This is a genomic window from Pseudomonas sp. GW821-FHT02B10 (assembly GCF_059421865.1).
In genome coordinates, this window is sequence record NZ_JBWKVU010000002.1 from 501,699 (window position 1) to 525,592 (window position 23,894).

22 protein-coding genes are annotated in these 23,894 nt (G+C 65.1%); 10 read left to right on the forward strand and 12 right to left on the reverse strand.

Annotated features, from left to right (window positions below; all coding sequences use genetic code 11):
- Positions 1-42 precede the first annotated feature (42 nt).
- The 3 genes from AC07VU_RS06160 to AC07VU_RS06170 all read left to right on the forward strand — a co-directional run bounded on the left by AC07VU_RS06160 (position 43) and on the right by AC07VU_RS06170 (position 2,877).
- The gene (locus AC07VU_RS06160; RefSeq protein ID WP_274304948.1) at positions 43-1,068 is read left to right on the forward strand and encodes a putative 2-aminoethylphosphonate ABC transporter substrate-binding protein; all 1,026 of its coding nucleotides are present in this window, start codon (positions 43-45) and stop codon (positions 1,066-1,068) included.
- A gap of 121 nt (positions 1,069-1,189) precedes the next feature.
- A complete protein-coding gene (locus AC07VU_RS06165) occupies positions 1,190-2,323 on the forward strand; it encodes a TIGR03364 family FAD-dependent oxidoreductase (RefSeq protein WP_274304947.1) in 1,134 nt (377 codons plus the stop codon).
- Complete coding sequence (locus AC07VU_RS06170; protein ID WP_274304946.1) at positions 2,323-2,877, forward strand: phosphonate degradation HD-domain oxygenase; 555 nt, start codon at positions 2,323-2,325, stop codon at positions 2,875-2,877. Before AC07VU_RS06165 ends, AC07VU_RS06170 begins: the two co-directional genes overlap by 1 nt.
- A gap of 117 nt (positions 2,878-2,994) precedes the next feature.
- Here AC07VU_RS06170 and AC07VU_RS06175 read toward each other — a convergent pair whose 3' ends face one another.
- Both AC07VU_RS06175 and AC07VU_RS06180 read right to left on the reverse strand, forming a co-directional pair.
- Positions 2,995-4,383 carry a GTPase/DUF3482 domain-containing protein gene (locus AC07VU_RS06175; RefSeq protein ID WP_274304945.1) on the reverse strand — a complete coding sequence of 463 codons (1,389 nt, stop codon included), beginning with the start codon at positions 4,381-4,383 and terminating at the stop codon, positions 2,995-2,997.
- On the reverse strand, positions 4,376-5,755 hold the full coding sequence (locus AC07VU_RS06180) for a DUF2868 domain-containing protein (protein ID WP_495029617.1): 1,380 nt from the start codon (positions 5,753-5,755) through the stop codon (positions 4,376-4,378). The genes AC07VU_RS06175 and AC07VU_RS06180 overlap by 8 nt, the downstream gene beginning before the upstream one ends.
- A gap of 96 nt (positions 5,756-5,851) precedes the next feature.
- On the opposite strand from AC07VU_RS06180, the gene AC07VU_RS06185 reads away from it, so the two are divergent.
- Complete coding sequence (locus AC07VU_RS06185; protein WP_274304943.1) at positions 5,852-6,364, forward strand: dihydrofolate reductase; 513 nt, start codon at positions 5,852-5,854, stop codon at positions 6,362-6,364.
- 204 nt (positions 6,365-6,568) lie between these two features.
- Here AC07VU_RS06185 and AC07VU_RS06190 read toward each other — a convergent pair whose 3' ends face one another.
- Positions 6,569-7,960, reverse strand: coding sequence for an L-cystine transporter (locus AC07VU_RS06190; RefSeq protein ID WP_457275166.1), 1,392 nt, complete (start codon positions 7,958-7,960; stop codon positions 6,569-6,571).
- 241 nt (positions 7,961-8,201) lie between these two features.
- Here AC07VU_RS06190 and AC07VU_RS06195 point away from each other — a divergent pair, with 241 nt between their 5' ends.
- On the forward strand, positions 8,202-9,257 hold the full coding sequence (locus AC07VU_RS06195) for an HAD family hydrolase (protein WP_087092467.1): 1,056 nt from the start codon (positions 8,202-8,204) through the stop codon (positions 9,255-9,257).
- A 169-nt stretch (positions 9,258-9,426) separates the two neighbouring features.
- Here the strand turns inward: AC07VU_RS06195 and ilvD are convergent, their stop codons facing one another.
- On the reverse strand, positions 9,427-11,268 hold the full coding sequence (ilvD, locus tag AC07VU_RS06200; RefSeq protein ID WP_457275165.1) for a dihydroxy-acid dehydratase: 1,842 nt from the start codon (positions 11,266-11,268) through the stop codon (positions 9,427-9,429).
- 310 nt (positions 11,269-11,578) lie between these two features.
- Between ilvD and AC07VU_RS06205 the strand changes: the two genes are divergently transcribed.
- Positions 11,579-12,142, forward strand: a complete 564-nt coding sequence (locus AC07VU_RS06205) for a hypothetical protein (protein ID WP_457275163.1) — start codon at positions 11,579-11,581, stop codon at positions 12,140-12,142.
- 78 nt (positions 12,143-12,220) lie between these two features.
- Here AC07VU_RS06205 and AC07VU_RS06210 read toward each other — a convergent pair whose 3' ends face one another.
- Positions 12,221-13,417: a class I SAM-dependent rRNA methyltransferase gene (locus tag AC07VU_RS06210; protein ID WP_495029618.1), complete on the reverse strand. Its 1,197-nt coding sequence runs from the start codon at positions 13,415-13,417 to the stop codon at positions 12,221-12,223.
- A 275-nt stretch (positions 13,418-13,692) separates the two neighbouring features.
- Here AC07VU_RS06210 and AC07VU_RS06215 point away from each other — a divergent pair, with 275 nt between their 5' ends.
- Positions 13,693-14,505 (forward strand): HDOD domain-containing protein, encoded by an 813-nt coding sequence (locus AC07VU_RS06215; RefSeq protein WP_164485217.1) that lies wholly within the window; start codon positions 13,693-13,695, stop codon positions 14,503-14,505.
- Positions 14,506-14,539: 34 nt separating this feature from the next.
- On the forward strand, positions 14,540-15,352 hold the full coding sequence (mutM, locus tag AC07VU_RS06220; RefSeq protein WP_457275161.1) for a bifunctional DNA-formamidopyrimidine glycosylase/DNA-(apurinic or apyrimidinic site) lyase: 813 nt from the start codon (positions 14,540-14,542) through the stop codon (positions 15,350-15,352).
- Between the two features lie 128 nt (positions 15,353-15,480).
- On the opposite strand, the gene AC07VU_RS06225 is transcribed toward mutM, so the two are convergent.
- The 5 genes from AC07VU_RS06225 to AC07VU_RS06245 all read right to left on the reverse strand — a co-directional run bounded on the left by AC07VU_RS06225 (position 15,481) and on the right by AC07VU_RS06245 (position 20,227).
- Positions 15,481-15,732: a YfhL family 4Fe-4S dicluster ferredoxin gene (locus tag AC07VU_RS06225; protein ID WP_007921257.1), complete on the reverse strand. Its 252-nt coding sequence runs from the start codon at positions 15,730-15,732 to the stop codon at positions 15,481-15,483.
- Positions 15,733-15,889: 157 nt separating this feature from the next.
- Entirely contained in the window at positions 15,890-16,369 is a 480-nt protein-coding gene (coaD, locus tag AC07VU_RS06230) for a pantetheine-phosphate adenylyltransferase (protein WP_003229157.1), read from the reverse strand.
- Between the two features lie 115 nt (positions 16,370-16,484).
- A complete protein-coding gene (locus tag AC07VU_RS06235; RefSeq protein ID WP_457275160.1) occupies positions 16,485-18,080 on the reverse strand; it encodes a GMC family oxidoreductase in 1,596 nt (531 codons plus the stop codon).
- Between the two features lie 144 nt (positions 18,081-18,224).
- Entirely contained in the window at positions 18,225-18,770 is a 546-nt protein-coding gene (locus AC07VU_RS06240; protein ID WP_277589790.1) for a twin-arginine translocation pathway signal protein, read from the reverse strand.
- Between the two features lie 26 nt (positions 18,771-18,796).
- Positions 18,797-20,227, reverse strand: coding sequence for a coniferyl aldehyde dehydrogenase (locus AC07VU_RS06245; protein WP_457275159.1), 1,431 nt, complete (start codon positions 20,225-20,227; stop codon positions 18,797-18,799).
- A 145-nt stretch (positions 20,228-20,372) separates the two neighbouring features.
- On the opposite strand from AC07VU_RS06245, the gene AC07VU_RS06250 reads away from it, so the two are divergent.
- A complete protein-coding gene (locus AC07VU_RS06250; RefSeq protein WP_274304936.1) occupies positions 20,373-21,044 on the forward strand; it encodes a TetR/AcrR family transcriptional regulator in 672 nt (223 codons plus the stop codon).
- A 39-nt stretch (positions 21,045-21,083) separates the two neighbouring features.
- Entirely contained in the window at positions 21,084-21,938 is an 855-nt protein-coding gene (locus AC07VU_RS06255) for a sulfurtransferase (protein WP_495029619.1), read from the forward strand.
- A 121-nt stretch (positions 21,939-22,059) separates the two neighbouring features.
- Here AC07VU_RS06255 and AC07VU_RS06260 read toward each other — a convergent pair whose 3' ends face one another.
- Both AC07VU_RS06260 and AC07VU_RS06265 read right to left on the reverse strand, forming a co-directional pair.
- The gene (locus AC07VU_RS06260) at positions 22,060-22,893 is read right to left on the reverse strand and encodes an AraC family transcriptional regulator (protein ID WP_053262997.1); all 834 of its coding nucleotides are present in this window, start codon (positions 22,891-22,893) and stop codon (positions 22,060-22,062) included.
- Positions 22,893-23,894, reverse strand: a complete 1,002-nt coding sequence (locus tag AC07VU_RS06265; protein WP_274304933.1) for a hydrolase — start codon at positions 23,892-23,894, stop codon at positions 22,893-22,895. Before AC07VU_RS06265 ends, AC07VU_RS06260 begins: the two co-directional genes overlap by 1 nt.

The following is a 23,894-nucleotide window of genomic DNA, read 5'->3' on the forward strand; positions in this document are numbered from 1 at the left end:
AACCCCCACTAACAAGCCCCCACTCCAGAAAGGAACCGCACCATGTTCAAGCCCCTGGCTGTTGCCGCTGTTGTCCTCACTGCCTTCAGCATGAACGCCTTTGCCGCGAAGACCGAACTGACGGTCTATACCGCCCTCGAAGCCGAACAGCTCAAGAGCTACAAGCAAGCCTTCGAAGCCGCCAACCCGGATGTGGAAATCAAATGGGTGCGTGATTCCACCGGGATCATCACCGCCAAGTTGCTGGCGGAAAAAGCCCGGCCGCAGGCGGACGCGGTGTGGGGCCTGGCCGCTTCCAGCCTGGCGATCCTCGATCAGCAGGGCATGCTGCAAAGCTATGCACCGAAGGATCTGGGCAAGATCGGCGGCAACTACCGCGACGCCGCCAACCCGCCGGCCTGGGTCGGCATGGACGTCTGGGCCGCGACCATCTGCTTCAACACCGTCGAAGCCGAAAAACAGGGCCTGACCAAGCCGGTGAGCTGGCAGGACCTGACCAAGCCTGAGTACAAGGGCAAGATCGTCATGCCCAACCCGGCCTCGTCCGGCACCGGCTTCCTCGACGTCAGCGCCTGGTTGCAGACCTTCGGCGAGAAGCAGGGCTGGCAGTACATGGACGACCTGCACCAGAACATCGGCCAGTACGTTCACTCCGGTTCCAAGCCGTGCAAGCTGGCGGCGGCCGGCGAATTCCCGATCGGCATCTCCTTCGAATACCCGGCCGTGCAGCTCAAGCGCCAGGGTGCGCCGCTGGACATCGTGCTGCCCAAGGAAGGCCTGGGCTGGGAAATCGAAGCCACCGCGGTGATCAAGGGCACCCCTCATGAAGAAGCGGCGAAGAAGCTCGCCGACTTCTCCGCCAGCCCCGCGGCCATGGAGCTGTACAAGGAAAACTTCGCCGTGCTGGCCCAGCCGGGGATCGCCAAGCCGCAGACCGAACTGCCGGCCGACTACGAGCAGCGCCTGATCAAGAACGACTTCGCCTGGGCCTCGAAGAACCGCGACGAGATCCTCGCCGAGTGGCGCAAGCGTTATGACGGCAAGTCCGAGAAGGTCGCCGCCCAGTAACCAATAGACCGCTATCGCGAGCAATCGAGCGTCGACCGGCTGCTCCTACAGGGTTGGCCTTTGTAGGAGCGAGCTTGCTCGCGATTCACCTCGTAGAGGTCATTTCCCAAGGACCACACCCATGAGCAACCACAACGACCTGCTGATCGTCGGCGCCGGCATCCTCGGGCTGTCCCATGCCTATGCCGCGGCCAAGCGCGGTTTGCGGGTCAAGGTTTTCGAGCGCAGCGCCACGCCCCTGGGCGCGTCGGTGCGCAATTTCGGCCAGGCCCTGGTGACCGGCCAGCCGCCGGGCGTGATGCTCGACCTGGCCAGGGCCAGCCGCGGCATCTGGGGCGACTGGGCGCAATTGGCCGGCCTGCCGCTCAAGCGCAACGGCTCTTACCTGTTCGCCCGCACCGAGGCCGAGGAGCAATTGCTGCAGGCCTTCTGCGCCGGACGTGCGCAGGAGCACGGCTACCGGGTCGAACTGCTACGCGGCGCGGCGTTGAACGATCTGTACGGCGGCCGCTTCCGCCATCATCGCGCGGCGCTGCATGGCCTGGATGACCAACAGCTGTATTCCCGCGAAGCCATGCCGATGCTGATCGACTACCTGCGCCGCGACCTGGGGGTGGAGTTTCATTTCTCCACCCTGGTGCGCGACATCGAGCCCGGCCAGTTGCACAGCACCGCCGGCAGCTTTCGCGCGGGGCAGATCCTGGTCTGTTCCGGGCATGACTACCAGACCCTGCTGGCCGAACCGATTGCCGCGCTGGCGCCGCAGGTCTGCCGCCTGCAAATGCTCCGCGCCCGGCCCGAGGTGCAGCTGGACCTGCAACACGCGTTGCTCACCGGCCTGAGCTGCGTGCATTACGGCGCCTTTGCCGACCTGCCCGAAGCGGCGGCGGTGCAGGCGCAGATCATGCGGGACGCACCGCACCTGCACGAAAACGGCATCCACCTGCTGATCAGCCCGACGCCCTATGGCGAGCTGATCATCGGCGACTCCCACCATTACGGCAGCGACCCGTCGCCGTTCAATGCCGAGCAGGTGGACACCTGGATGCTCGAGCTGGCCGAGCACACCCTGGGCTGCAAGGTGCAGGTGATCGAGCGCTGGCAGGGTGTCTATGGCGCCCGCGGCCCGGGGCCGTTTTCGTTCCTGCGCCCGGCCGCCGGGGTCAGCGTGGCCCTGATGCACAGCGGCGTGGGCATGAGCGTCGGCCCGGCCATGGCCGAGGGCAATATCGCCCGTTTGCTGGAGGAAGCCTGATGGGGCCTGAGCAGCGGATCGCCGAGGTGTTCGGCCTGTACGAGCGCTTTGGCGACAGCGACTACATCGGCGAGCCGGTGTCGCAGATCGAACACATGTCCCAGGCCGCACAACTGGCCATGGCCGAGGGCTTCGACGACGAAGTGGTGCTGGCGGCGTTCTTCCACGATATCGGGCATATCTGTGGGCAGGATGCCGAGAACATGGGCGGTTTCGGCGTGGCCGGCCATGAGCGGCTGGGCGCCGACTACCTGCGCCGCGCCGGTTTCAGCGAGCGCCTGGCGCGGCTGGTGGAGTACCACGTGCAGGCCAAGCGTTACCTGACCTGCAAGGAGCCGGGCTACTACGAGCGGCTCAGCCAAGCCAGCCGGCGCACCCTGGAATACCAGGGCGGGGTGATGAGCGCCGAAGAGGCCCGGACCTTCGAACAGGACCCACTGTGCGCGGTCAGCCTGCGCCTGCGCCATTGGGACGAACAGGCCAAGGAGCTGTGGGTGCCAGTGATGGATTTGCAGGTGCTCAAGGACAAGGCGGTGCGGTTGTTGGCGGTCTGATCCGAGTCCTGCGGTGCCCGGGGGACAGCTATCGCGAGCAAGCTCGCTCCTACAGGGGAACGCATGTTCTGTAGGAGCGAGCTTGCTCGCGATGACGTAGGCGGGGGCGCCGCAGGCTTAACTGTCGACCACCAGCTTCTGCGCCAATACCTCGATCTGCTCCTGGCGCTCGGCCTGGCTCAGGCGCGGCGCCGGGTTCAACGACGACCACTGCGGGTGGGCGCGGGCCTTGTTCAGCGCCTCTGGCAGCTTGCCCTCGCGCCAGCTCTGGTCCTGGGGCGTGGCCAGCTGGATGCTGCCCAGCGCCGCATGCCCGCGCACATTCAACGCCTGCACCAGTTGCCGTTGGCGCAGGGCCAAGAGGCGCAGCACGCTGTCGTCCACGGTCAGTTCGCGCTGGCCCTTGAGCTTGCCCAGCAGGCGGCCGCCGTAGCTGCGGGCGGTTTGCAGCGCGCCACCGGCAATCGCCCCGGCCAGGGCCGCCGCGCCCAGGGTCAGGCCGCCCACCAGCAGATCGACGCCGGCCCCGGCCGCCGCGCCGGCGGCGATCCCGCCACCGACCCGCACGCCCAGTTGCTTGAGGGTTTCCGGGTTGAACAGATCATCGCCCCAGCGTCCGTCGAGCAGCGGCACATCGCTGGCGGCGGCATCCTGCGGGCGGAAGGCGTAGAGCTTGAGCAACGCCTCGACGCAGCGCTGTTCGCGCTGGCGCACGGCCTGGCGCAGTTCGCCGATGGCCTGCTGTTCCTGCTCGACCTCGCTGACCACGCTGCGCCGGCAGGCGGCGCAATCGATCAGCAGTTCGGCGATCAGACGCGCGGCGCTTTGCTGGCGGGCCAGGCGTTGCGCCTGCTGGTCGGCGATCAGGCGTTCCAGCTGCGGCCGCGAGCTTTCCAAAAGCAACGCCAGGCTTTCATACAGCCGCCGCTCGCCATCCTCCGGCGGTGCCACGCTGTCGAAGCGCACCAGCGCGTGCAGGCCCAGGCGGGCCAGGGCTTCGCGCCAGTCCGGCTCACGGTGACTGGCGCTGCTGACGAAGTTCAGCACCGGCAGCAACGGCTTGCCGCAGCTGGCGAGGACTTCCAGCTCGTCGCGGTACTTGGCCAGTACCGGCTCGCGAGCGTCGATCACATACAGCCCGGCGTCGGAGTCCAGCAGCTGGCGCAGCACCTTGGCTTCCTGTTCGAAACGCTGGCGCGCCTCGCTGCCTTCGAGAAACCGCGCCAGGCGGGCCGGGCCATCCAGGCGCTCGCCGGGGTGCTCCAGGCGTTCCAGGTAGTCGAGCAGGGCAATGGCGTCTTCCAGGCCGGGGGTGTCGTAGAGGTCGAGCAGCGGTTCGCCGTCCACCGACAGCCGCGCGCCCTCGACATGGCGGGTGGTACTGGGGCGATGGGAGACCTCGCCGAACCCCACGTCCCGGGTCAGGGTACGCAGCAGGGAGGTCTTGCCGACGTTGGTGTGGCCGACCACCGCCAGCTTCAACGACGGTTTGCGAGGATCAGTCATGCCCGGTCTCCAGCCAGTTCAGCGGTGCGCAATCGGCGAATGGCAGCTCCAGCTGTTGCAGCGCCACATGCCAGTCGCCCAGGCGTTCGGCGTCCAGCGCTTCGCCGGGCGGCGCCTGCAATAGCCAGACCCGGGTGGCAGTGGCGCTGCGGGCCAGCTCGGCGATCAGCGCCAGGCTGCCACGGTCCGGCGAGCGCCGTGGATCGCAGGCGATGGCCAGGCGCGCCGGCGGAAAGCGGCTCATCTGTTCCAGCAGCTTGTGCCGGGATTCGCGGCTGTCGAGGATGCCGGCGTCTTTCACCGTGGCCGGCAATTGCGGTGGCCAGGGGCGCTGGTCGTCCAGTTCGATGGCCACCAGCAGGGCGCCATCGCTGTCCTGCGCGCTGACGCCGCCTTCGATGCGGTGCAGCAGTTCGGGGGCGGCATCGTTGATCCCCAGGCGTTCGCTGCTGGGCATCAGCGCTTCGCGCAGCTGGCTGTAGCCGGGGAGGTTGAGGTCCAGTCGCAGGCGCGCTTGCCCGTGCCTCCAGCGCCAGCGACAGAACAGCATCAACAGCAGGCGCGGCAGCACGCCGTAAATGATCAGCGAGGCCACCAGCCAGACGGCCCACATCTGGCGCACCAGTTCAGTGTTGTAAACATCCCGGGTGCTGGCGTGAATCATCTCTACGGTCGGTACCCCGAAACCTATGGCCCGGGGTATGGCGCTGAGGGCGTTGGTGATCGCCACGAAGGCATCCGCGCCGAGCAGGGTGCTTTCCCAGTAGAACCCGTAGCGCTTGGTGATCAGCAGCATCAGCAGGATCGCCACGGCGCTGAGCAGGGCCAGCAGCCACAGGCCGTTGACCAGGGTGCCGATGGCCCAGCGATTGAGTTTGCGCCGTTGCAGCAACAACAGCAGGGCGGGCGCCAGCTGCGCGGCCTTGGCGTCGCGGGCGAGCTTGGCGCTGAGCCACAGCCACAGGCGGCCGAGGCTGGCGCCGTGTTCGCCGGCGAACAGCAGGCCGATGGCCCAGCTCAGCAGCAGAAGCAGGTTGAGGCCGAGCAGGCTGCCCAGGGCCCAGAACACGTTGACCGGCGCCTGCCCGTTACCCAGGGCGGCGAAGGCCAGGCCGGCACCGCTGACCATGGCCAACACGGCCATCAGCAACAGCGCCAGGCGCGCGCCCTGGACCCAGTGGCGCAGGGCGGCGGCCAGGCCGTCGCGTTCGGCCAGCCACAGCGCGCGGTATTGGAGGCGGCTCGCCAGATCGCCACCTGCGGTGCGCGCCAGGCGATTGGCTTCCTGGTCCTCCAGGGCGCCGGCGTGTTCTTCACGCAGGCGTACGGCTTCGGTGAGCCAGAGTTTTTGCAGTGGGGTCAGTGCTGTCACGCGTCATTCCGTTGCTCAAATGAGCGCTGAGCATAACCGCTGTCACGCTGATCGGGGTACGTTGCGGGGCACCGAGCCTCTGGTATCCTCGCCGGCATGAAAAAATCTCTCCCTCTCAGCCTGATCGCGGCCCTCGGTGAAAACCGCGTGATCGGCGTCGACAACAGCATGCCCTGGCACTTGCCGGGGGATTTCAAATACTTCAAGGCCACCACCCTGGGCAAGCCGATCATCATGGGTCGCAAGACCTGGGATTCGCTGGGGCGTCCGCTGCCGGGGCGGCTGAATATCGTGGTCAGTCGCCAGGCCGACCTGCGGCTCGAAGGCGCCGAGGTGTACCCGTCGCTGGACACCGCGGTGGCGCGTGCCGAGGAGTGGGCGCTGGAACAGGGCGTTACCGAGCTGATGCTGATCGGCGGTGCGCAGCTGTATACCCAGGGCCTGGAGCAGGCCGATCGCCTGTACCTGACGCGCGTGACGCTGAGCCCGGAGGGCGATGCATGGTTTCCGGAGTTCGACCTGAACCAGTGGCAACTGGTGTCGAACGTGCCGAATCCAGCGCAAGGGGACAAGCCGGCCTACAGCTTCGAAGTCTGGGAAAGGGTTTAATCCCGTAGCCCTGTAGCCGCTGCCGAGCCTGCGAGGCTGTGATCGAGGACGAAGTCCTCGCAAAACCCGAGCACGCGGTGTTTCAGGAAGAACAGGTTGTCTGGTTTTACGACTGCTTCGCAGTCGATCGCAGCCTCGCGGGCTCGGCAGCGGCTACAGGTCGCAGCCCCGTTCCGGGCGTGAACCCGGAACGGGGCTGGAAGATCAAGCCTGCGCCAGCTCCGCATGCTCATCGGCATCGAGCTTTTCTTTATCGGTCTGCTGCATGATCTGGCTGGTGATCGCCCCGGCGGTCATCGAACCGCTGACGTTCAGCGCGGTGCGGCCCATGTCGATCAGCGGCTCCACGGAAATCAGCAGCGCCACCAGGGACACCGGCAAGCCCATGGCCGGCAGCACGATCAGCGCGGCGAACGTCGCGCCACCGCCTACCCCGGCCACACCGGCCGAACTCAAGGTCACTATCGCCACCAGGGTTGCGATCCACAGCGGGTCCAGCGGGTCGATGCCCACGGTCGGGGCCACCATGACCGCCAGCATGGCCGGGTACAGGCCGGCGCAGCCGTTCTGGCCGATGGTCGCGCCGAACGAGGCGGCGAAGCTGGCGATGGACTGCGGAATGCCCAGGCGGCTGGTCTGGGCCTCGATGCTCAGCGGGATGCTCGCGGCGCTGGAGCGGCTGGTGAAGGCGAAGGTCAGCACCGGCCAGACCTTGCGGAAGAAGCGCAGCGGGTTGATCCCGGCCAGCGACACCAGCAGGCCGTGAACCACGAACATCAGGCCCAGGCCGATGTACGACACCACCACGAAACTGCCGAGCTTGATGATGTCCTGCAGGTTGGAGCTGGCGACCACCTTGGTCATCAGTGCCAGCACGCCGTAAGGGGTCAGCTTCATCACCAGGCGTACCAGGCGGGTGACCCAGGCTTGCAGGGTGTCGATGGCGTTGACCACTTTCTGGCCCTTGTCGGCGTCGTCCTTGAGCAGCTGCAGGGCGGCGACACCGAGGAAGGCGGCGAAGATCACCACGCTGATGATCGAGGTCGGCTTGGCCCGGGCCAGGTCGGCGAAGGGGTTCTGCGGAATGAACGACAGCAGCAGTTGCGGGATATTCAGGTCGGCGACCTTGCCCGCGTAATCGTTCTGGATCACCTGCAGGCGGGCCATTTCCTGGGTGCCGGCCACCAACCCTTCGGCGGTCAGGCCGAACAGGTTGGTCAGGGCGATGCCGATCAGCGCGGCGATGGCGGTGGTGAACAGCAGGGTGCCGATGGTCAGGAAGCTGATCCTGCCCAGGGACGAGGCGTTGTGCAGGCGCGCCACGGCACTGAGGATCGAGGCGAACACCAGCGGGATCACGATCATCTGCAGCAATTGCACATAACCGTTGCCCACCAGGTCGAACCAACCGATGGAGGTTTTCAGGACGGGGTTGCCGGCACCGTAGATGCCGTGCAGGGCAACACCGAAAACCACGCCCAGCACCAGCGCCAGCAGGACCTTCTTGGCCAGGCTCCAGGTGGTGTGACGGGTTTGTGCCAGGCCCAGCAGCAAGGCGAGGAACACCAGCAGGTTGAGGATCAGCGGCAGGTTCATTAAGGCTCCGATAAGACTTGTGCCAATCGCTTGTGGCTGCGATTGCGAACCGGTAAGCCTAACAGCTTGATATCTAATGAATTAATATCAAAAACGCATTGGGACTGTCGTTTTTGGAATAAGCCGCTGACGCTCAGGCACATGCCGGTGACGGGATCAGGACGCGGGCGGTCGCCCACAGGCGAGGATTGTCACAGCGATTTGTTAGCGTCGATCTCTTTAAATCAGGGAGAAAACGCCGATGAAACTCGCTCCGAAATTTCTGGTTGCCGCACTCTGCCTGGGCCTTGCCGGCCAGGTTCTCGCCACCGACTTGCAGCACTGGCCCGCGGACCAGGCCAAGCAACTGGACGCGATGATCGCGGCCAACGCCAACAAGGGTAACTACGCGGTGTTCGACATGGACAACACCAGTTACCGCTACGACCTGGAAGAGTCGCTGCTGCCGTTCATGGAGAACAAGGGCCTGATCACCCGCGAGACCCTCGACCCCTCCCTGAAGCTGATGCCATTCAAGGACACCGCCGAGCACAAGGAAAGCCTGTTCAGCTATTACTACCGCCTCTGTGAAATCGACGACATGGTCTGCTACCCCTGGGTGGCGCAGGTGTTCTCCGGCTTCACCCTCAAGGAACTCAAGGGCTATGTCGACGAATTGATGGCCTCGGGCAAGCCGGTACCGGCCACCTATTTCGAAGGCGACGTGGTCAAGAACACCGAGATCAATCCGCCGAAAATCTTCACCGGCCAGAAAGAGCTGTACAACAAGCTGATGGAGAACGGCATCGAGGTCTACGTGATGACCGCCGCCTCCGAGGAACTGGTGCGTATGGTCGCGTCCGATCCGAAGTACGGCTACAACGTCAAGCCGCAGAACGTCATCGGCGTGACCACCCTGCTCAAGGACCGCAAGACCGGCGAGCTGACCACCGCGCGCAAGCAGATCACCGCCGGCAAGTATGACGAGAAGGCCAACCTCGGCCTGGAACTGACCCCTTACCTGTGGACCCCGGCGACCTGGATGGCCGGCAAGCACGCGGCGATCCTGACTTACATCGACGAGTGGAAAAAACCGGTACTGGTGGGCGGCGACACCCCGACCAGCGATGGCTACATGCTGTTCCACGGTGTCGACGTGGCCAAGGGCGGCATCCACCTGTGGGTCAACCGCAAGGACAAGTACATGGCCCAGATCAACGGCATGATGGCCAAGCACGCCGCGGCCCAGGCCAAGGAAGGGCTGCCGGTGACGGCGGACAAGAACTGGGTGATCGTCAAGCCGGAGGACATTCAGTAAGAACGGGTTGAATCCATCGCGGGCAAGCCTCGCTCCTACAGGATCAGTGCCGCCTGTAGGAGCGAGCGGGCGGCGATCCGACTTACCCGCGACAGGCCTCGCAGAGGCCGATCTCCAGACAAAAAAATGCCCCGCACTTGGCGGGGCATTTTCATTCAGTGGCTGGCAATCACAGACCGTCGAGCATCGCCTTGTTGCGCACCGCGCCCTTGTCGGCGCTGGTGGCCAGCAGGGCATAGGCCTTCAGGGCGGTGGTCACCTTGCGTGGGCGTTTTTCCGCGGGCTTCCAGCCTTTCTTGTCCTGCTCGACGCGGCGGGCAGCCAGTTCTTCGTCGCTGACCAACAGGTTGATCGAGCGGTTCGGAATGTCGATCAGCACCTTGTCGCCGTCCTGTACCAGGCCGATGGCGCCGCCCGCCGCTGCCTCTGGCGAAGCATGGCCGATGGACAGGCCCGAGGTGCCGCCGGAGAAGCGGCCGTCGGTCAGCAGGGCGCAGGCTTTGCCCAGGCCCTTGGACTTCAGGTAGGAGGTCGGGTAGAGCATTTCCTGCATGCCCGGGCCGCCTTTCGGACCTTCGTAGCGAATGATGACGATGTCGCCTTCCTTCACTTCGTCGGCGAGGATGCCGCGCACCGCGCTGTCCTGGCTTTCGAAGATCTTCGCGTTGCCTTCGAAGACGTGGATCGATTCGTCGACGCCGGCGGTCTTCACCACGCAGCCGTCCAGGGCGATGTTGCCGTACAGCACGGCCAGGCCGCCTTCTTTCGAGTAGGCATGTTCGACGCTGCGGATGCAGCCGTTTTCACGGTCGTCGTCGAGGCTCGGCCAGCGGGTCGACTGGCTGAATGCGGTCTGGGTCGGGATACCGGCCGGGCCTGCCTTGAAGAAGTGGTGCACCGCTTCGTCGCTGGTCTGGGTGATGTCCCACTTGGCGATGGCTTCTTCCATGCTGCGGCTGTGCACGGTCGGCAGGTCGGTGTGCAGCAGGCCGCCGCGCGCCAGGGAGCCGAGGATGCTGAAGATGCCGCCGGCACGGTGCACGTCTTCCATGTGGTACTTCTGGATGTTCGGCGCCACCTTGCACAGTTGCGGCACGCTGCGGGACAGGCGGTCGATGTCGCGCAGGTCGAAATCGATCTCGGCTTCCTGGGCGGCGGCCAGCAGGTGCAGGATGGTGTTGGTCGAACCGCCCATGGCGATGTCGAGCATCATGGCGTTCTCGAACGCCTTGAAGTTGGCGATGTTGCGCGGCAGCACCGACTCGTCGTTCTCGCCGTAGTAGCGCTTGCACAGCTCGACGATGGTGCGGCCGGCCTGCAGGAACAGCTGTTCGCGGTCGCTGTGGGTGGCCAGGGTCGAACCGTTGCCCGGCAGGGCCAGGCCCAGGGCCTCGGTCAGGCAGTTCATCGAGTTGGCGGTGAACATGCCGGAGCAGGAGCCGCAGGTCGGGCAGGCGCTGCGCTCGTACTCGGCAACCTTCTCGTCAGAAGCGCTGGAGTCGGCGGCGATCACCATGGCATCGACCAGGTCGAGGCCGTGGGAAGCGAGTTTGGTCTTGCCGGCTTCCATCGGGCCGCCGGAAACGAAGATCACCGGGATGTTCAGGCGCAGGGCGGCCATCAGCATGCCGGGGGTGATCTTGTCGCAGTTGGAGATGCAGACGATGGCGTCGGCGCAGTGGGCGTTGACCATGTACTCCACGGAGTCGGCGATGATCTCGCGGCTCGGCAGCGAATACAGCATGCCGTCGTGGCCCATGGCGATACCGTCATCCACGGCGATGGTGTTGAATTCCTTGGCCACGCCGCCGGCGCGTTCGATTTCGCGGGCGACCAGCTGGCCCAGGTCCTTGAGGTGCACATGGCCCGGGACGAACTGGGTGAAGGAGTTGGCAATGGCAATGATCGGCTTCTTGAAGTCGTCATCTTTCATCCCCGTGGCGCGCCACAGCGCGCGGGCGCCGGCCATGTTGCGGCCGTGGGTGGATGTTTTCGAGCGGTAATCAGGCATGGAGCACTCCGGGCGGCTAATCAGGTAACAAATGGGGAGTGAGCTTCTATTGACCCCTGGAACACTCAGAAATGGCCGTGTGTCCTGAAGCTGCCGATGACGCCGCGGGATCGCCGCGCGCCTCAGCCTGAGCTCATAAACCCGCCGGGGGATGACTGGCGATGAATCTCGCGATTCTACACCGCTGGCGCCAGGAAGGAATGCCGTGGCCGCTCTACGGCGTCGAATGCCTGGATATGTAAATGGGCAGCCGGCGATCAGGGACTGGTTTAGACTCGCCGGCCTTCGATCACCTTCCAATGGAGCTGGAATGTCCGCGACGCTGCGATCCCTGAGGTTCTACCTTGCCATCGGCCTGGCGCAGGGCCTGCTGCTGATGTGGACCGTCCTCTACAGCGACTTGTCCGGTGTCACCATGGCCGCGCTGGCGGCTGCCCTGTTGGCGGGCGGCGGGCTGCTGCAGCTGCTGGCCGAGCAGCGACGCCAGCCGCGGATCTGGATCGCGATGCTGCTGGTGGCGCTGGGTGCGGCGGGGCTGGTGTGGGCCTGTCGTGGCCTGCCCTTCACCCTTGGCGTGGGGTTGGGTGTGATGGCCGGCCTGCTGCTGATGACCCTGCTCAGTGCCACGCTGCTGCGGGGGCGTGCTGACCTGTGGCGGCGCCTGCTGGCTAACGGTGCCTGGGTGCTGCTGGCTTTGCCGATGCCCTGGCTGGTGCAGTGGCTGTTCAAGCTATGGATCCAGCACCGCCACCTCGACCCGTTCAAGAGCGGGTTGCTGTCCCTGGCGTTTTTTGCCGCACCGACACTCGCGTTCTCCGGCGCCATGTTCCTCGGCAATTTATGGTGCGCGCGCCGTCGGGCACAGGTCGCCTGAGCGCTGAGTCTTGGGTGAGGAGGGGGCAATCGGCTTGGGCGCCCCTTGCCGCGAGGGGCAAGGGGCGTCCAGTCAGGCTCAGCTGTTAGGCAGCAGGCGGCAGGTGATGCTCTTGATGTAGCGGGTTTCCGGGATGGCCGGGTGTACCGGATGGTCCGGGCCCTGGCCGCCGCGCTCCAGCAGTTGGATATTGCGGTCCAGGTGGCGGGCGCTGGTGAGCAGGATGTTCTGCAGGTCGTCTTCGGGCAGGTGCATCGAGCACGACGCGCTGACCAGGATGCCGTCCTTGCTGAGCAGGCGCATGGCCTGTTCGTTCAGGCGGCGGTAGGCGCCTTCGCCGTTCTTCAGGTCTTTCTTGCGTTTGATGAAGGCGGGCGGGTCGGCGACGATCACGTCGAAACGCTCTTCGGCGGCCTTGAGCTCTTTCAGGGCTTCGAACACGTCGCCTTCGATGCAGGTGACTTTCTCGGCGATGCCGTTGAGCGCGGCGTTGCGCTCGACACCGTCAAGGGCGAAACCCGAGGCATCGACGCAGAACACTTCGCTGGCACCGAAGGCGCCGGCCTGCACGCCCCAGCCGCCGATGTAGCTGAACAGGTCCAGTACGCGCTTGCCCTTGGCGTAAGGCGCCAGGCGGGCGCGGTTCATGCGGTGGTCGTAGAACCAGCCGGTTTTCTGGCCTTCCATCACCGGGGCCTCGAACTTCACGCCGTTCTCTTCCAGGGCGACCCACTCCGGCACCAGGCCGAACACGGTTTCCACGTAGCGGTTGAGGCCTTCGGCATCACGCGCGGCGGAGTCGTTCTTGAACAGGATGCCGCTTGGCTTGAGGATCTGGACCAGGGCGGCGATCACGTCGTCCTTGTGCTGTTCCATGGTCGCCGAAGCCAGCTGCACGACGAGGATGTCGCCGAAACGGTCGACCACCAGGCCCGGCAGCAGGTCGGAGTCGCCGTACACCAGGCGGTAGAACGGCTTGTCGAACAGGCGCTCGCGCAGCGACAGCGCCACGTTCAGGCGGTGCACCAGCAGCGACTTGTCCAGCGCCAGCTTGGCGTCGCGCGACAGCAGGCGGGCGCAGATCAGGTTGTTCGGGCTCATGGCGACGACGCCCAGCGGCTTGCCGCCGGCGGCTTCCAGCACTGCCTGGTCGCCTGCCTTGAAGCCGTGGAGTGGGGTGGCGGCTACATCGATTTCGTTGCTGTAGACCCACAGGTGGCCGGCGCGCAGGCGGCGATCGGCGTTGGCTTTGAGGCGCAGGCTTGGCAGGGACATGACGTCGCTCCGGAAAAAAGAGCGGGAGTATAACGTGTTGCGCTCGCCGAGAGGCTGGCGAGTGGATATGCGGTGACAGGGCAAACCCGCCGTGGATATCCCGCGCCGGCCCGGCATTGCCCCGAGGCGCCCGTTGTAAAGTTCCTTTCGGCTGGCCATGGGCGCTATCTAAAGGGTTAGAATCGCCGCCTAGCCCAGAGTGCGTACCTATGTCCCAAGCGATGTCCCAAGAGCTTTCCGCCGAACAGATTCAACAGGCCCTGCAAGGCATCAGTGTGCCGCCCCAACCGCAGATCATGGTGGATTTGCAGATGGAGCAGTACATGCCCGACCCCGACCTGGAAGTGATCGCGCGGCTGATCTCCCAGGACCCGGGCCTTTCCGGCGCCCTGCTGAAAATCGTCAACTCGCCGTATTACGGGCTGAGCAACAAGATCGCCTCGATCCAGCGCGCGGTGAACCTGCTGGGCAGCCGTTCGATCATCAACCTGATCAACGCGCAGTCGATCAAGGGCGAGATGAGCGACGAAACCATCGTCACCCTCAACCGCTTCTGGGACACCGCCCAGGATGTGGCGATGACCTGCCTGACCCTGGCCAAGCGCACCGGCTCGCAAGCGGTCGACGAGGCTTATGCCCTGGGCCTGTTCCACGATTGCGGCGTGCCGCTGATGCTCAAGCGCTTCCCCGACTACATGACGGTGCTGGAAGAGGCCTACGCCAGCGCGGGCCCCGAGAACCGCGTGGTGGATACGGAAAACCGTGTGTTTAATACCAACCACGCGGTGGTCGGTTACTACACGGCCAAGTCCTGGCGCCTGCCGGAGCACGTGACCAATGCCATCGCCAATCACCATAACGCCCTGGCGATCTTCAGCGACGAGTCGTCGCGCAACAGCCAGCTGAAGAACCTGCTGGCGATCCTGAAAATGGCCGAGCATATCTGCGCGTCCTACCGGGTGCTGGGCAATCAGGTCGATGATCATGAATGGAACAGCATCGGCCATCTGATCCTCGATTACGTCGGCCTGTCCGACTACGACTTCGAGAACCTCAAGGAAACTGTGCGCGAACTGGGCGCGCACTGATTCCCGACCACGTTATAGAGAACACGAGGCGCACATGCCTGAATTACCGGAAGTCGAAACCACCCGGCGCGGTATCGCGCCGCACCTGGAAGGGCAACGCGTCAGCCGCGTGATCGTGCGCGAGCGGCGCTTGCGCTGGCCGATTCCGGAGGACCTCGATGTGCGCCTGTCCGGCCAGCAGATCGTCAAGGTCGAGCGCCGCGCCAAGTACCTGCTGATCAATGCCGAAGTCGGCACCCTGATCAGTCACCTGGGCATGTCGGGCAACCTGCGCCTGGTGGAGGTCGGCTTGCCGGCGGCCAAGCACGAGCACGTCGACATCGAGCTGGAGTCCGGCCTGGCCCTGCGCTACACCGACCCGCGGCGCTTTGGCGCGATGCTCTGGAGCCTGGACCCGCTCAACCACGAACTGCTGATCCGCCTGGGGCCGGAGCCGCTGACCGACCTGTTCGACGGCGAGCGCCTGTATCAGCTGTCGCGGGGACGTTCGATGGCGGTCAAGCCGTTCATCATGGACAACGCGGTGGTGGTGGGGGTGGGCAACATCTATGCGACCGAAGCGCTGTTCGCCGCCGGCATCGATCCGCGTCGCGAAGCCAAGGGGATTTCCCGGGCGCGCTACCTGAAGCTGGCGATCGAGATCAAGCGCATCCTGGCCGCGGCCATCGAGCGCGGCGGCACCACCCTGCGCGACTTTATCGGCGGCGACGGGCAGCCGGGCTATTTCCAGCAGGAACTGTTTGTCTACGGGCGCGGCGGGGAACACTGCAAGGTCTGTGGCACGGGGCTGCGAGAGGTCAAGCTGGGGCAGCGTGCGAGCGTGTATTGCCCTAAATGCCAGAGCTGATCGCCTGTAGCCGCTGCCGAAGGCTGCGATAGGTCCGTAGGACCTGTGGCGATCTTACTGGCGTCGCGGCCGTTTCGGCCGATCGCAGCCTTCGGCAGCGGCTACGGTCGCAAGTCTCGATGGCTGTGTTATGCCTTGCCGGTGATCTTCCGGTACTTGGCCATCAACTCTTCTTCGGTTTCCGGGTGGGCCTCGTCCAGCGGGATGCAATCCACCGGGCAGACCTGCTGGCATTGCGGCTCGTCATAGTGGCCGACGCATTGGGTGCACAGGTTCGGGTCGATCACGTAGATCTCTTCGCCTTGAGAAATCGCGGCGTTCGGGCACTCGGGTTCGCAGACGTCGCAGTTGATGCAATCGTCGGTGATGATCAGGGACATGGGGCACTCCGGCCGGGGCGGCGGGCCCAGGCATTTGAAAAACCAATGGCGCAATTGTGCCGCATTGGCGAGCGCAGTGCACGCGGGCGCGATGGGAGGGGCGTTTGCAGGGTGACTGCGCGGGAGCTGGCGCGGGCTGCGCGAGCTCCCGCGGGGGTTATTTCTTGAAGCGCAGGGTCAGGGCGTCGGCCACGGCCGGATGCACGAACTTGCTGATATCGCCGCCCAATGCCGCGATTTCCCGGACCAGGGTCGAGGAAATGAACGAATAACGCTCCGACGGCGTGAGGAACAGGCTTTCCACGTCCGGCGCCAGTTGGCGGTTCATGTTGGCCAGCTGGAATTCGTATTCGAAGTCCGAAACCGCCCGCAGCCCCCGCAGGAAGACATTGGCGTTCTGCTCTTTGGCGAAATGCGCCAGCAGCGTGGAAAAACCGACGACTTCAACGTTCGGCAGGTGCTTGGTGACCTCGCGAGCCAGTTCCACACGCTGTTCCAGGGGAAAAAGCGGGTTTTTCTTCGGGCTGGCGGCGACGGCGATGATCACATGATCGAACAGGCGCGAGGCGCGTTCGACCAGATCGCCATGGCCCTTGGTAATAGGGTCGAAGGTACCTGGGTACAACACTCGGTTCATCGCGTCGTCCTGGCGGGAGTCCGTTGGGGAGTCGGATGGTATCGCAGCCTTTCCGGTCGGCCAAGTCGCCTGTGACGGAAGAAAGCACTATAGACGACGAAAATAAGCGGCGTTTTCACCCGCTTTTCAGCCGTTCGGCCAGGGCCGTGGCCAGTTGCGCGGTCAGGCCGTAGACCGACAGTTGCGGATTGGCGCCGATGCTGGTGGGGAACAGCGAACCGTCGTGGATCGACAGATTGGCCAGCTGGTGATGCCGGCCCAGGCTGTCGGCGACGGCGTTTTTCGGGTCTTCGCCCATGGCGCAACCGCCCATCACATGGGCGCTGCCCAGGCGGGTGCGGTACAGCGCAAGGTTCAGGCCGTCGATCAGTGTCTTGGCCTCGGCCAGGGTCTTCACGTAGCGGGCATCGCTGTGCATTGGCATGACCGCCTTGGCGCCGCCGGCGAACTGGATCTGCGCCATGCTATGAAAGGCCCGGCGCACGCCATCCCAGGCGTAGTCCGAGACCTGATAGTCGAGCACCGGCGAGCCGTCGCCGCGCAGTTCCACGCTGCCGCCGCTGCTGTCCGGGTGAAAACCGTCGCGCAGCAGCGCGAGCATGGCATGGGTATGGGGCAACTGCTGCATGTTCAGGGCGCTCTGCGGGCCGAAACCGCCGAGCAGGGTGGCGGCCAGCGCCGGTTGCAGCGGCGGCACCTCGAGTTTGTAGGACATTTTGCCGGTGGTGCCGTCCAGCCACTGGAAATGATCGGAGTAGATCGACTGCGGCGCCCCGTAAAAGGGGTTGATCACCTGGTCGAACTGCCCGGCGGAAAAATTCACCAGGTGCAGGAAGGTACGTTTGCCCAGGCGCTTGTGCGGGTCGGCCGCGTCGGAGCGCAGCAGCAGGGCCGGGCTGTTGATCCCGCCACCGGCCAGCACATAGTGCCGGGCCTTGACCTTGATGGTGCGCCCGGTGGGCGCCACGCAGCGCTCGTCCATGGCCAGGCAGAGCAGGCTTTCGACCCGATCGTCCTTGATCTGCAGGCGCTCGGCGCGGGCCAGGTACAGCAGTTCGCCGCCTTTCTCCAGGGTCGCGGGAATGGTGGTGACCATCATCGACTGCTTGGCGTTGGTCGGGCAGCCCATGCCGCAATAGCCGAGGTTCCAGCAGCCGCGCACGTTGCGCGGGATCACGTGCCAGCTGTAGCCGAGTTTCTCGCAGCCGATCCTGATCACGTCGTTGTTGGCGTTGGGCGGCATGATCCACGGGGCGATCCCCAGGCGTTGCTCCATCTTCGCGAACCAGGGGGCCATCTCGGCCGGGCTGTGGCCCTTGACGTCGTGCTCCTTGGCCCAGTGCTCCAGGGTCGGCTCAGGGGTACGGAAGCTGGACGTCCAGTTGATCAGGGTGGTGCCGCCGACCGCGCGACCTTGCAGGATAGTGATGGCGCCATCCTTGCTCATGCGGCCGATGCCTTCCTGATAGAGGCTGGCGTAGGCCTGGTCCTCGAGCATCTTGAAGTCGTCGCTGGTCTTGAGTGGCCCTTCCTCGATCAGCAGCACCTTGTAGCCGGCGGCGCTGAGGATCTCGGCGGTGGTGCCGCCGCCCGCGCCGCTGCCGATGATGGCGACATCCGCTTCGAGGGTCAGGTCCTCCTGCAATTGCGCGCCGTTGTAGGTTTTCCAGCCTCGGGCCAGGCCTTCGCGAAACAGATCGGGTACAGGCATATCAGGCACTCTCTAGTTGTTCTGGGGCTTCTGGGTGCTTGTGTAGCCGCTGCCGAAGGCTGCGACAAGGTCCGTAGGATTTAGGAGCGCATCTCCTGCGGAGCCGATCGCAGCCTTCGGCAGCGGCTACAGAGCGAGCAGTCTTCAGATCCTGGGCGGCCCGGGATAACCGCAATGGGCCCAGGATTCGGGGCGGCTGTACCAGGCCATCATCACCAGTTGCAGCAGGGACGCGTGGCCCATGCGCAGCAGGCTGAGAGAGCTGGTTTCCCAGCGCTTGAGGAAGTGCCGGATATCGTCGGCGCTGGCGTTTTCCCAACTGCCCCAGATGCCGGTCAGGGGGCCGCGCGTGATGCCCATGCCCAGCACGTCGAACAGCTGCTGGGTGAGCTTGAGCATTTCCGGCGACAGGTGGTCGAGGCTGTAATCCAGGCTTTTCAGGGTGGCGTCGAGCGCCGCCGGCAGCTTCTCGGCGGCCACGGCACCGTCGAGCATGACCGGGAGCAGCGCCCGCAGAATCGGCAGGTCACTGCTGCGCAATGCGGCAAAGCCGCTGGCAGGGGTGCTGGACGAGCAACCGCTGAGGCTGGCGCCGAGGCCGGCGGTGGTCAGGAACGCGCTGGCACACAGGCCGATTTTCAACAGGCCACGGCGCGACAGTACGGGTGCGGCAGGCAGGCTGGGAGTCATTATTGTTATTACCCGCAATGGTCTGGTTAACGGATGAACAGCTTCTGGATCAGCTTCTGGATCGGTTTGCCATAGGGCGGGTAGATCAGCCGCGCGGCATTCAGGCGCTGCTTGCTCAGCACTCCCTTGGCCTTGCTGAAGGTCAGGAAACCCTCGTGACCGTGGTAATGGCCCATGCCCGAGTGGCCGATGCCGCCGAACGGCATGTCGTCCTGGGCGACGTGCAGCAGGGTATCGTTGAGGCAGACCCCGCCCGAGTGGGTTTCGTTGAGTACCCGGTCCTGCTCGGCCTTGTCGTAGCCGAAGTAATAGAGCGCCAGCGGGCGAGGGCGCTGGTTGATGTAGGCGAAGGCCTGGTCCAGGCCGGTGTAGGGCACGATCGGCAGGATCGGGCCGAAGATCTCATCCTGCATCACCGTCATGTCGTCGCTGACATTCAGCATCAGGCTGTGGCCCATGCGCCGTTCCTGGTTCTCTTCGAACAGCGGGATCAGCAGCGCGCCCTTGCTGGTGGCGTCGCTGATGTAGCTGTTCAGGCGCGCCAGCTGCCGCGGGTTGATGATCGCGGTGTAGTCGGGGTTGTCGACCAGGGTCGGGAAGAAACCACGGACCACCTGGCGATAGGCGTCGACGAAGGCGCCGACGCGGTGTTCCGGGACCAGCACGTAGTCCGGGGCGACGCAGGTCTGGCCGGCGTTCATGGTCTTGCCGAAGGCGATGCGTTCGGCGGCGTCCTTGAGCGGTACGTCGTCGGATACGATGGCCGGAGACTTGCCGCCCAGCTCCAGGGTCACCGGGGTCAGGTTTTCCGCCGCGGCGCGCATCACATGCTTGCCGATGCTGGTGGCGCCGGTGAACAGCAGGTGATCGAAGGGCAGCCGGGAGAAGGCCACGCCCACGTCGGCTTCGCCCAGCACCACGGCGACCAGGTCCTCGGGGAACGCCTTGGCCAGCAGGCGCTTGAGCAGCAGGCCGGTGGCGGGGGTCGATTCGCTAAGCTTGAGCAGCACCCGGTTGCCGGAGGCGAGCGCGCCCACCAGCGGGCCGATGGCCAGGTACAGGGGGTAGTTCCACGGCACGATCACCCCGACCACGCCCAATGGCTGGTAGACGACCTTGGCCGAGGCCGGCTGGAAGGCCACGCCGACCTTGCGCCGCGAAGGTTTCATCCAGCCCTTGAGGTGTTTGCTGGCGTAGTGGATGCCATGCAGGCTGGGCATGATTTCGGCGAGCAGGGTTTCGTCGGCGCTGCGATGGCTGAAATCTTCGCTGATGGCATCGATCAGGGCCTGGCGTTCGCTGTCGAGCAGCTCGCGCAGGCTCTTGAGCCATTGCTGGCGCTGGGCGGCGGGCGGCATGAGGTTGGCCGCGAAGGCCTGGCGCTGGGCGGCGAACAGACGGTGGAGCTCATCCAACTGCTGGTGGGCTTCCGGCAAGTAGGCGATTTCGGCAGACATGGGCGGCTCCGGTTTTTGTGGGTGGGAGATTTTTAGAGTTTATGCTCTAAAATGTCAAATGACATCCCGGGCCGGCTTTGATTTATCCCGTTGGGGATAGGTCGTAAGATGCCGGGCAACGCCTTCTCGATTAAAGCCCACGCTCATGGCCCCACGCATAAAAACCCGCGAACGTATCGTCCAGAACAGCCTGGAGCTGTTCAACCAGCAAGGCGAACGCAGTGTCAGCACCAACCACATTGCGGCCCACATGGAGATTTCGCCGGGCAACCTGTATTACCACTTCCCCAACAAGCAGGCGATCATCGCCGTGCTGTTCTGCGAGTACGAAGCCCTGGTCGACAGCTTCCTGCGCCTGCCCCAGGGCCGTACCGTGACCGTCGAGGACAAGCGCTATTACCTGCAGGAGCTGCTGGCCGCCATGTGGCGCTATCGCTTCTTGCACCGTGACCTGGAACACCTGCTCGACAGCGACGCCGAACTGGCCGCCCGTTATCGGCGCTTCTCCCAGCGCTGCCTGATCCACGGCACGGCGATCTACGAAGGTTTCGTCGAGGCCGGCATCCTGCGGATGGACAAGGTGCAGATCGAATCCCTGACCCTCAATGCCTGGATCATCCTTACCTCCTGGGTGCGTTTTTTGTGCACCACCCGGGAAAACTCCGCGCACCTGAGCGAAGAAGCCATCAAGCGCGGTGTGTACCAGGTGCTGGTGCTGGAGGCCGGATTTGTCACCGACCAGGCCCGGGAGGCGGTCGACGCGCTATACGACGAGTTTTACGTGCCCCTGGGGCAAGCCCTGGAAGAAGTGCAGTAGGATCTGGATCAAGTCATCGTTCAATTACTGGAGCCCGTCATGCCCATCGCGCAACTGATCAGTCCACAGCAATTGGCCGCTCGCCTGGAGCAGCCCGGGCTGGTGATTCTCGATTGTCGTTTTTCTCTGGAAGACCCGGATTACGGCCAGCGCAGTTATGCCGGGGGGCATCTGGCCGGCGCGCATTTTGCCGATCTGGAACGCGACCTCAGTGGCCGGGTGGTCAAGGGCGTGACCGGGCGCCATCCGTTGCCCGAACCGGCGACGTTGATCGCGCGCCTGCAAGCCTGGGGCATCGACGCCGACAGCGACATCGTGCTTTACGACGACGGCCCCGGTGCCTATGCCGCCCGCGCCTGGTGGCTGCTGGCCTGGCTGGGCAAGCGCGACGGCGTATTCATTCTCGACGGCGGCTTGAAAGCCTGGCACGCCGCGGGCCTGCCGTTGAGCCTGGATCCACCGACCAATGTTCTCGGCCATTTCACGGGCCAGCCTGACAAAACTCTGTTGTTGACTGTCGAGCAACTGCAAAAGCGCCTCGGCCAGCCGACCCTGACCCTGCTCGACGCCCGCGGCCAGCCACGTTTTCGCGGCGAGGTGGAGCCGATCGACCCGGTGGCCGGACATATCCCCGGTGCGCAATGCGCGGCTTTCACCGATAACCTGGACAGCGACGGCCGTTTCCTGCCGGCCGATCAGCTCAAGAAGCGCTTTGCCGCGAAGCTGGGCGAGCGTTCGCCGAGCGAGCTGGTGGCGTACTGCGGCTCGGGCGTGACCGCCTGTCACAACCTGTTCGCCCTGTGCCTGGCCGGTTATCCCCTGGGCAGGCTGTATGCCGGCTCCTGGAGCGAATGGATCACCGATCCGCAGCGCGCGGTCGCCACGGGCGACTGAGGCCCCTCACCGTAGGAGCGAAGCTTGCTCGCGATCCAGGCGCTGCGTTGTTTCTGCAGGGCCGCGTCGCCTGAGATGTTTTTCGCGAGCAAGCTTCGCTCCTACAGGGGCAGGCGCTGTTTCAGAGGGACTGGCGGGCGCTGCGATAGGCCGCCGGCCCCACGCCGTAGACCTGCTTGAACTGCCGGCTCAGATGGCTCTGGTCGGCGAACCCCAATTGTGTCGCCACTTCCAGCGGCAGGCAGCCGTCGCGCAGCAGTGCCCGGGCCTGGGCGATGCGCTGTTGCATCAGCCAGGTGTGCGGCGGCATGCCGGTGGCGCGGCGGAACACTCGGGCGAAATGGAACGGCGAGAGATTCACCGCCGCGGCCAGCTCCTCCAGGGAGGGCGGGGCCGCCAGCTGCGCTTGCAGCAACTCCTTGGCCTGGACGATCGCCCGGTGTTCCCGCCCGGGTTTGCCCGGCGCCTTGACTCCGGCGTGACGCCGCAGCAGCAAGAGCATCATTTCCCGCCACAGGGTCTGTTGTTGCAGGGCGGTGGCCGGGCTTTCCAGCAGTTGATGCAACTGGCAGAAACCGCTGACCAGATCGGGGTCGCGATACAGCGTGGCGCCGAAGGCCGGCAGGCTGTCGGTGGGTAGTTCCAGCTCGCCGAGCATGGCGAGGATCTGCGCGTTGTCCGGATAAAACGCCCGGTACAGCCAGCCGTCCTCGGTGCCTTTGTGGCCGGTGTGCAGCTCGTCCGGGTTGATCAGCACCAGGGTGCCACGCCCCGCCAGATGCTCGGCGCCGCGATAACGGTAGCGCTGGGCGCCGTCCATGATCATGCCGATCACATAGCCGTCATGCACATGGGGCACGAAGCGATGCTCGATGTAGCGCGCGGCCAGCAACTCCACGCCGGCCAGGGGCGCGGTCTGCCAGAAACGGATCGACTCGCCCTGGCCGCCATTCATCACAACTCGCCCCCCAGGCTGGACAGCCACTGGGGAATGCGCCGCTCCAGGTAGTAACCCGGAGTCTTCACCGAACCCTCGACAAAACCGACGTGCCCACCCTTGGCCTGCAGCTCGAGGTGGGTGCTGTCGGACAGCTCGCCGGCTTCCGGCAGGCTGTGGGGGAACACGAAAGGATCGTCCGCGGCCTGGATGATCAGGGTTTGTGTGCGGATTTCCCCGAGGAAATAACGGCTGGAGGCGCGCCGGTAATAGTCCTGGGCATCGGCGAAGCCATTCAGCGGCGCGGTGACCCGGCCGTCGAAGTCCCAGAAGGTGCGCATCTTCTCCAGCGGCCCCAGCCGCTCCAGCACGGCCAGGCCCTCATGGCGCCCGTCGTGCTGGAACTGGCGTTGCTTGTCCTTGATGTAGGCCAGCATCTCGCGCATGAAATGCGCCTGGTAGACCTTGGAAAACCCCTGGCCGATGCGGTCGGCGCACTGGTCCAGGCGAAATGGCACCGACACCGCGACGGCGCCTTGCAGCTGGCTGGCGCTGCCGCTTTCCCCCAGGTGCTTGAGCAATACATTGCCGCCCAGCGAGTAGCCCACCGCGAACAGCGGGGCCTGCGGGCGTTTGCTGCGCAGGTGGTCGATGGCGGCGGCCAGGTCTTCGCTGGCCCCCGAGTGATAGCTGCGCGGCAGCAGGTTGGGTTCGCCCGAGCAGCCTCGCCAGTTCAACGCCGCGCTGGCCCAGCCCTGGCTCGCCAGGGCCTTTTGCAGGCCGGCCACGTAAGGCGAGTTGGAAGAGCCGGTCAGGCCGTGCAGCACCAGCACCAGGGGCGCGGTGGCGGAGTGCGGGCCGTGCCAGTCGAGATCGAGAAAGTCGCCGTCGTCGAGCCACAGGCGTTCGCGCTGGCGCTCGAGGTGAGTGGTCTTGCGCCATAGCGGGCCCCACAGGGTCTGCAGGTGCGGGTTGCCGAGGCCGAAGGCGGGAATGAAGCGATCTGACGGAGTAGGCAC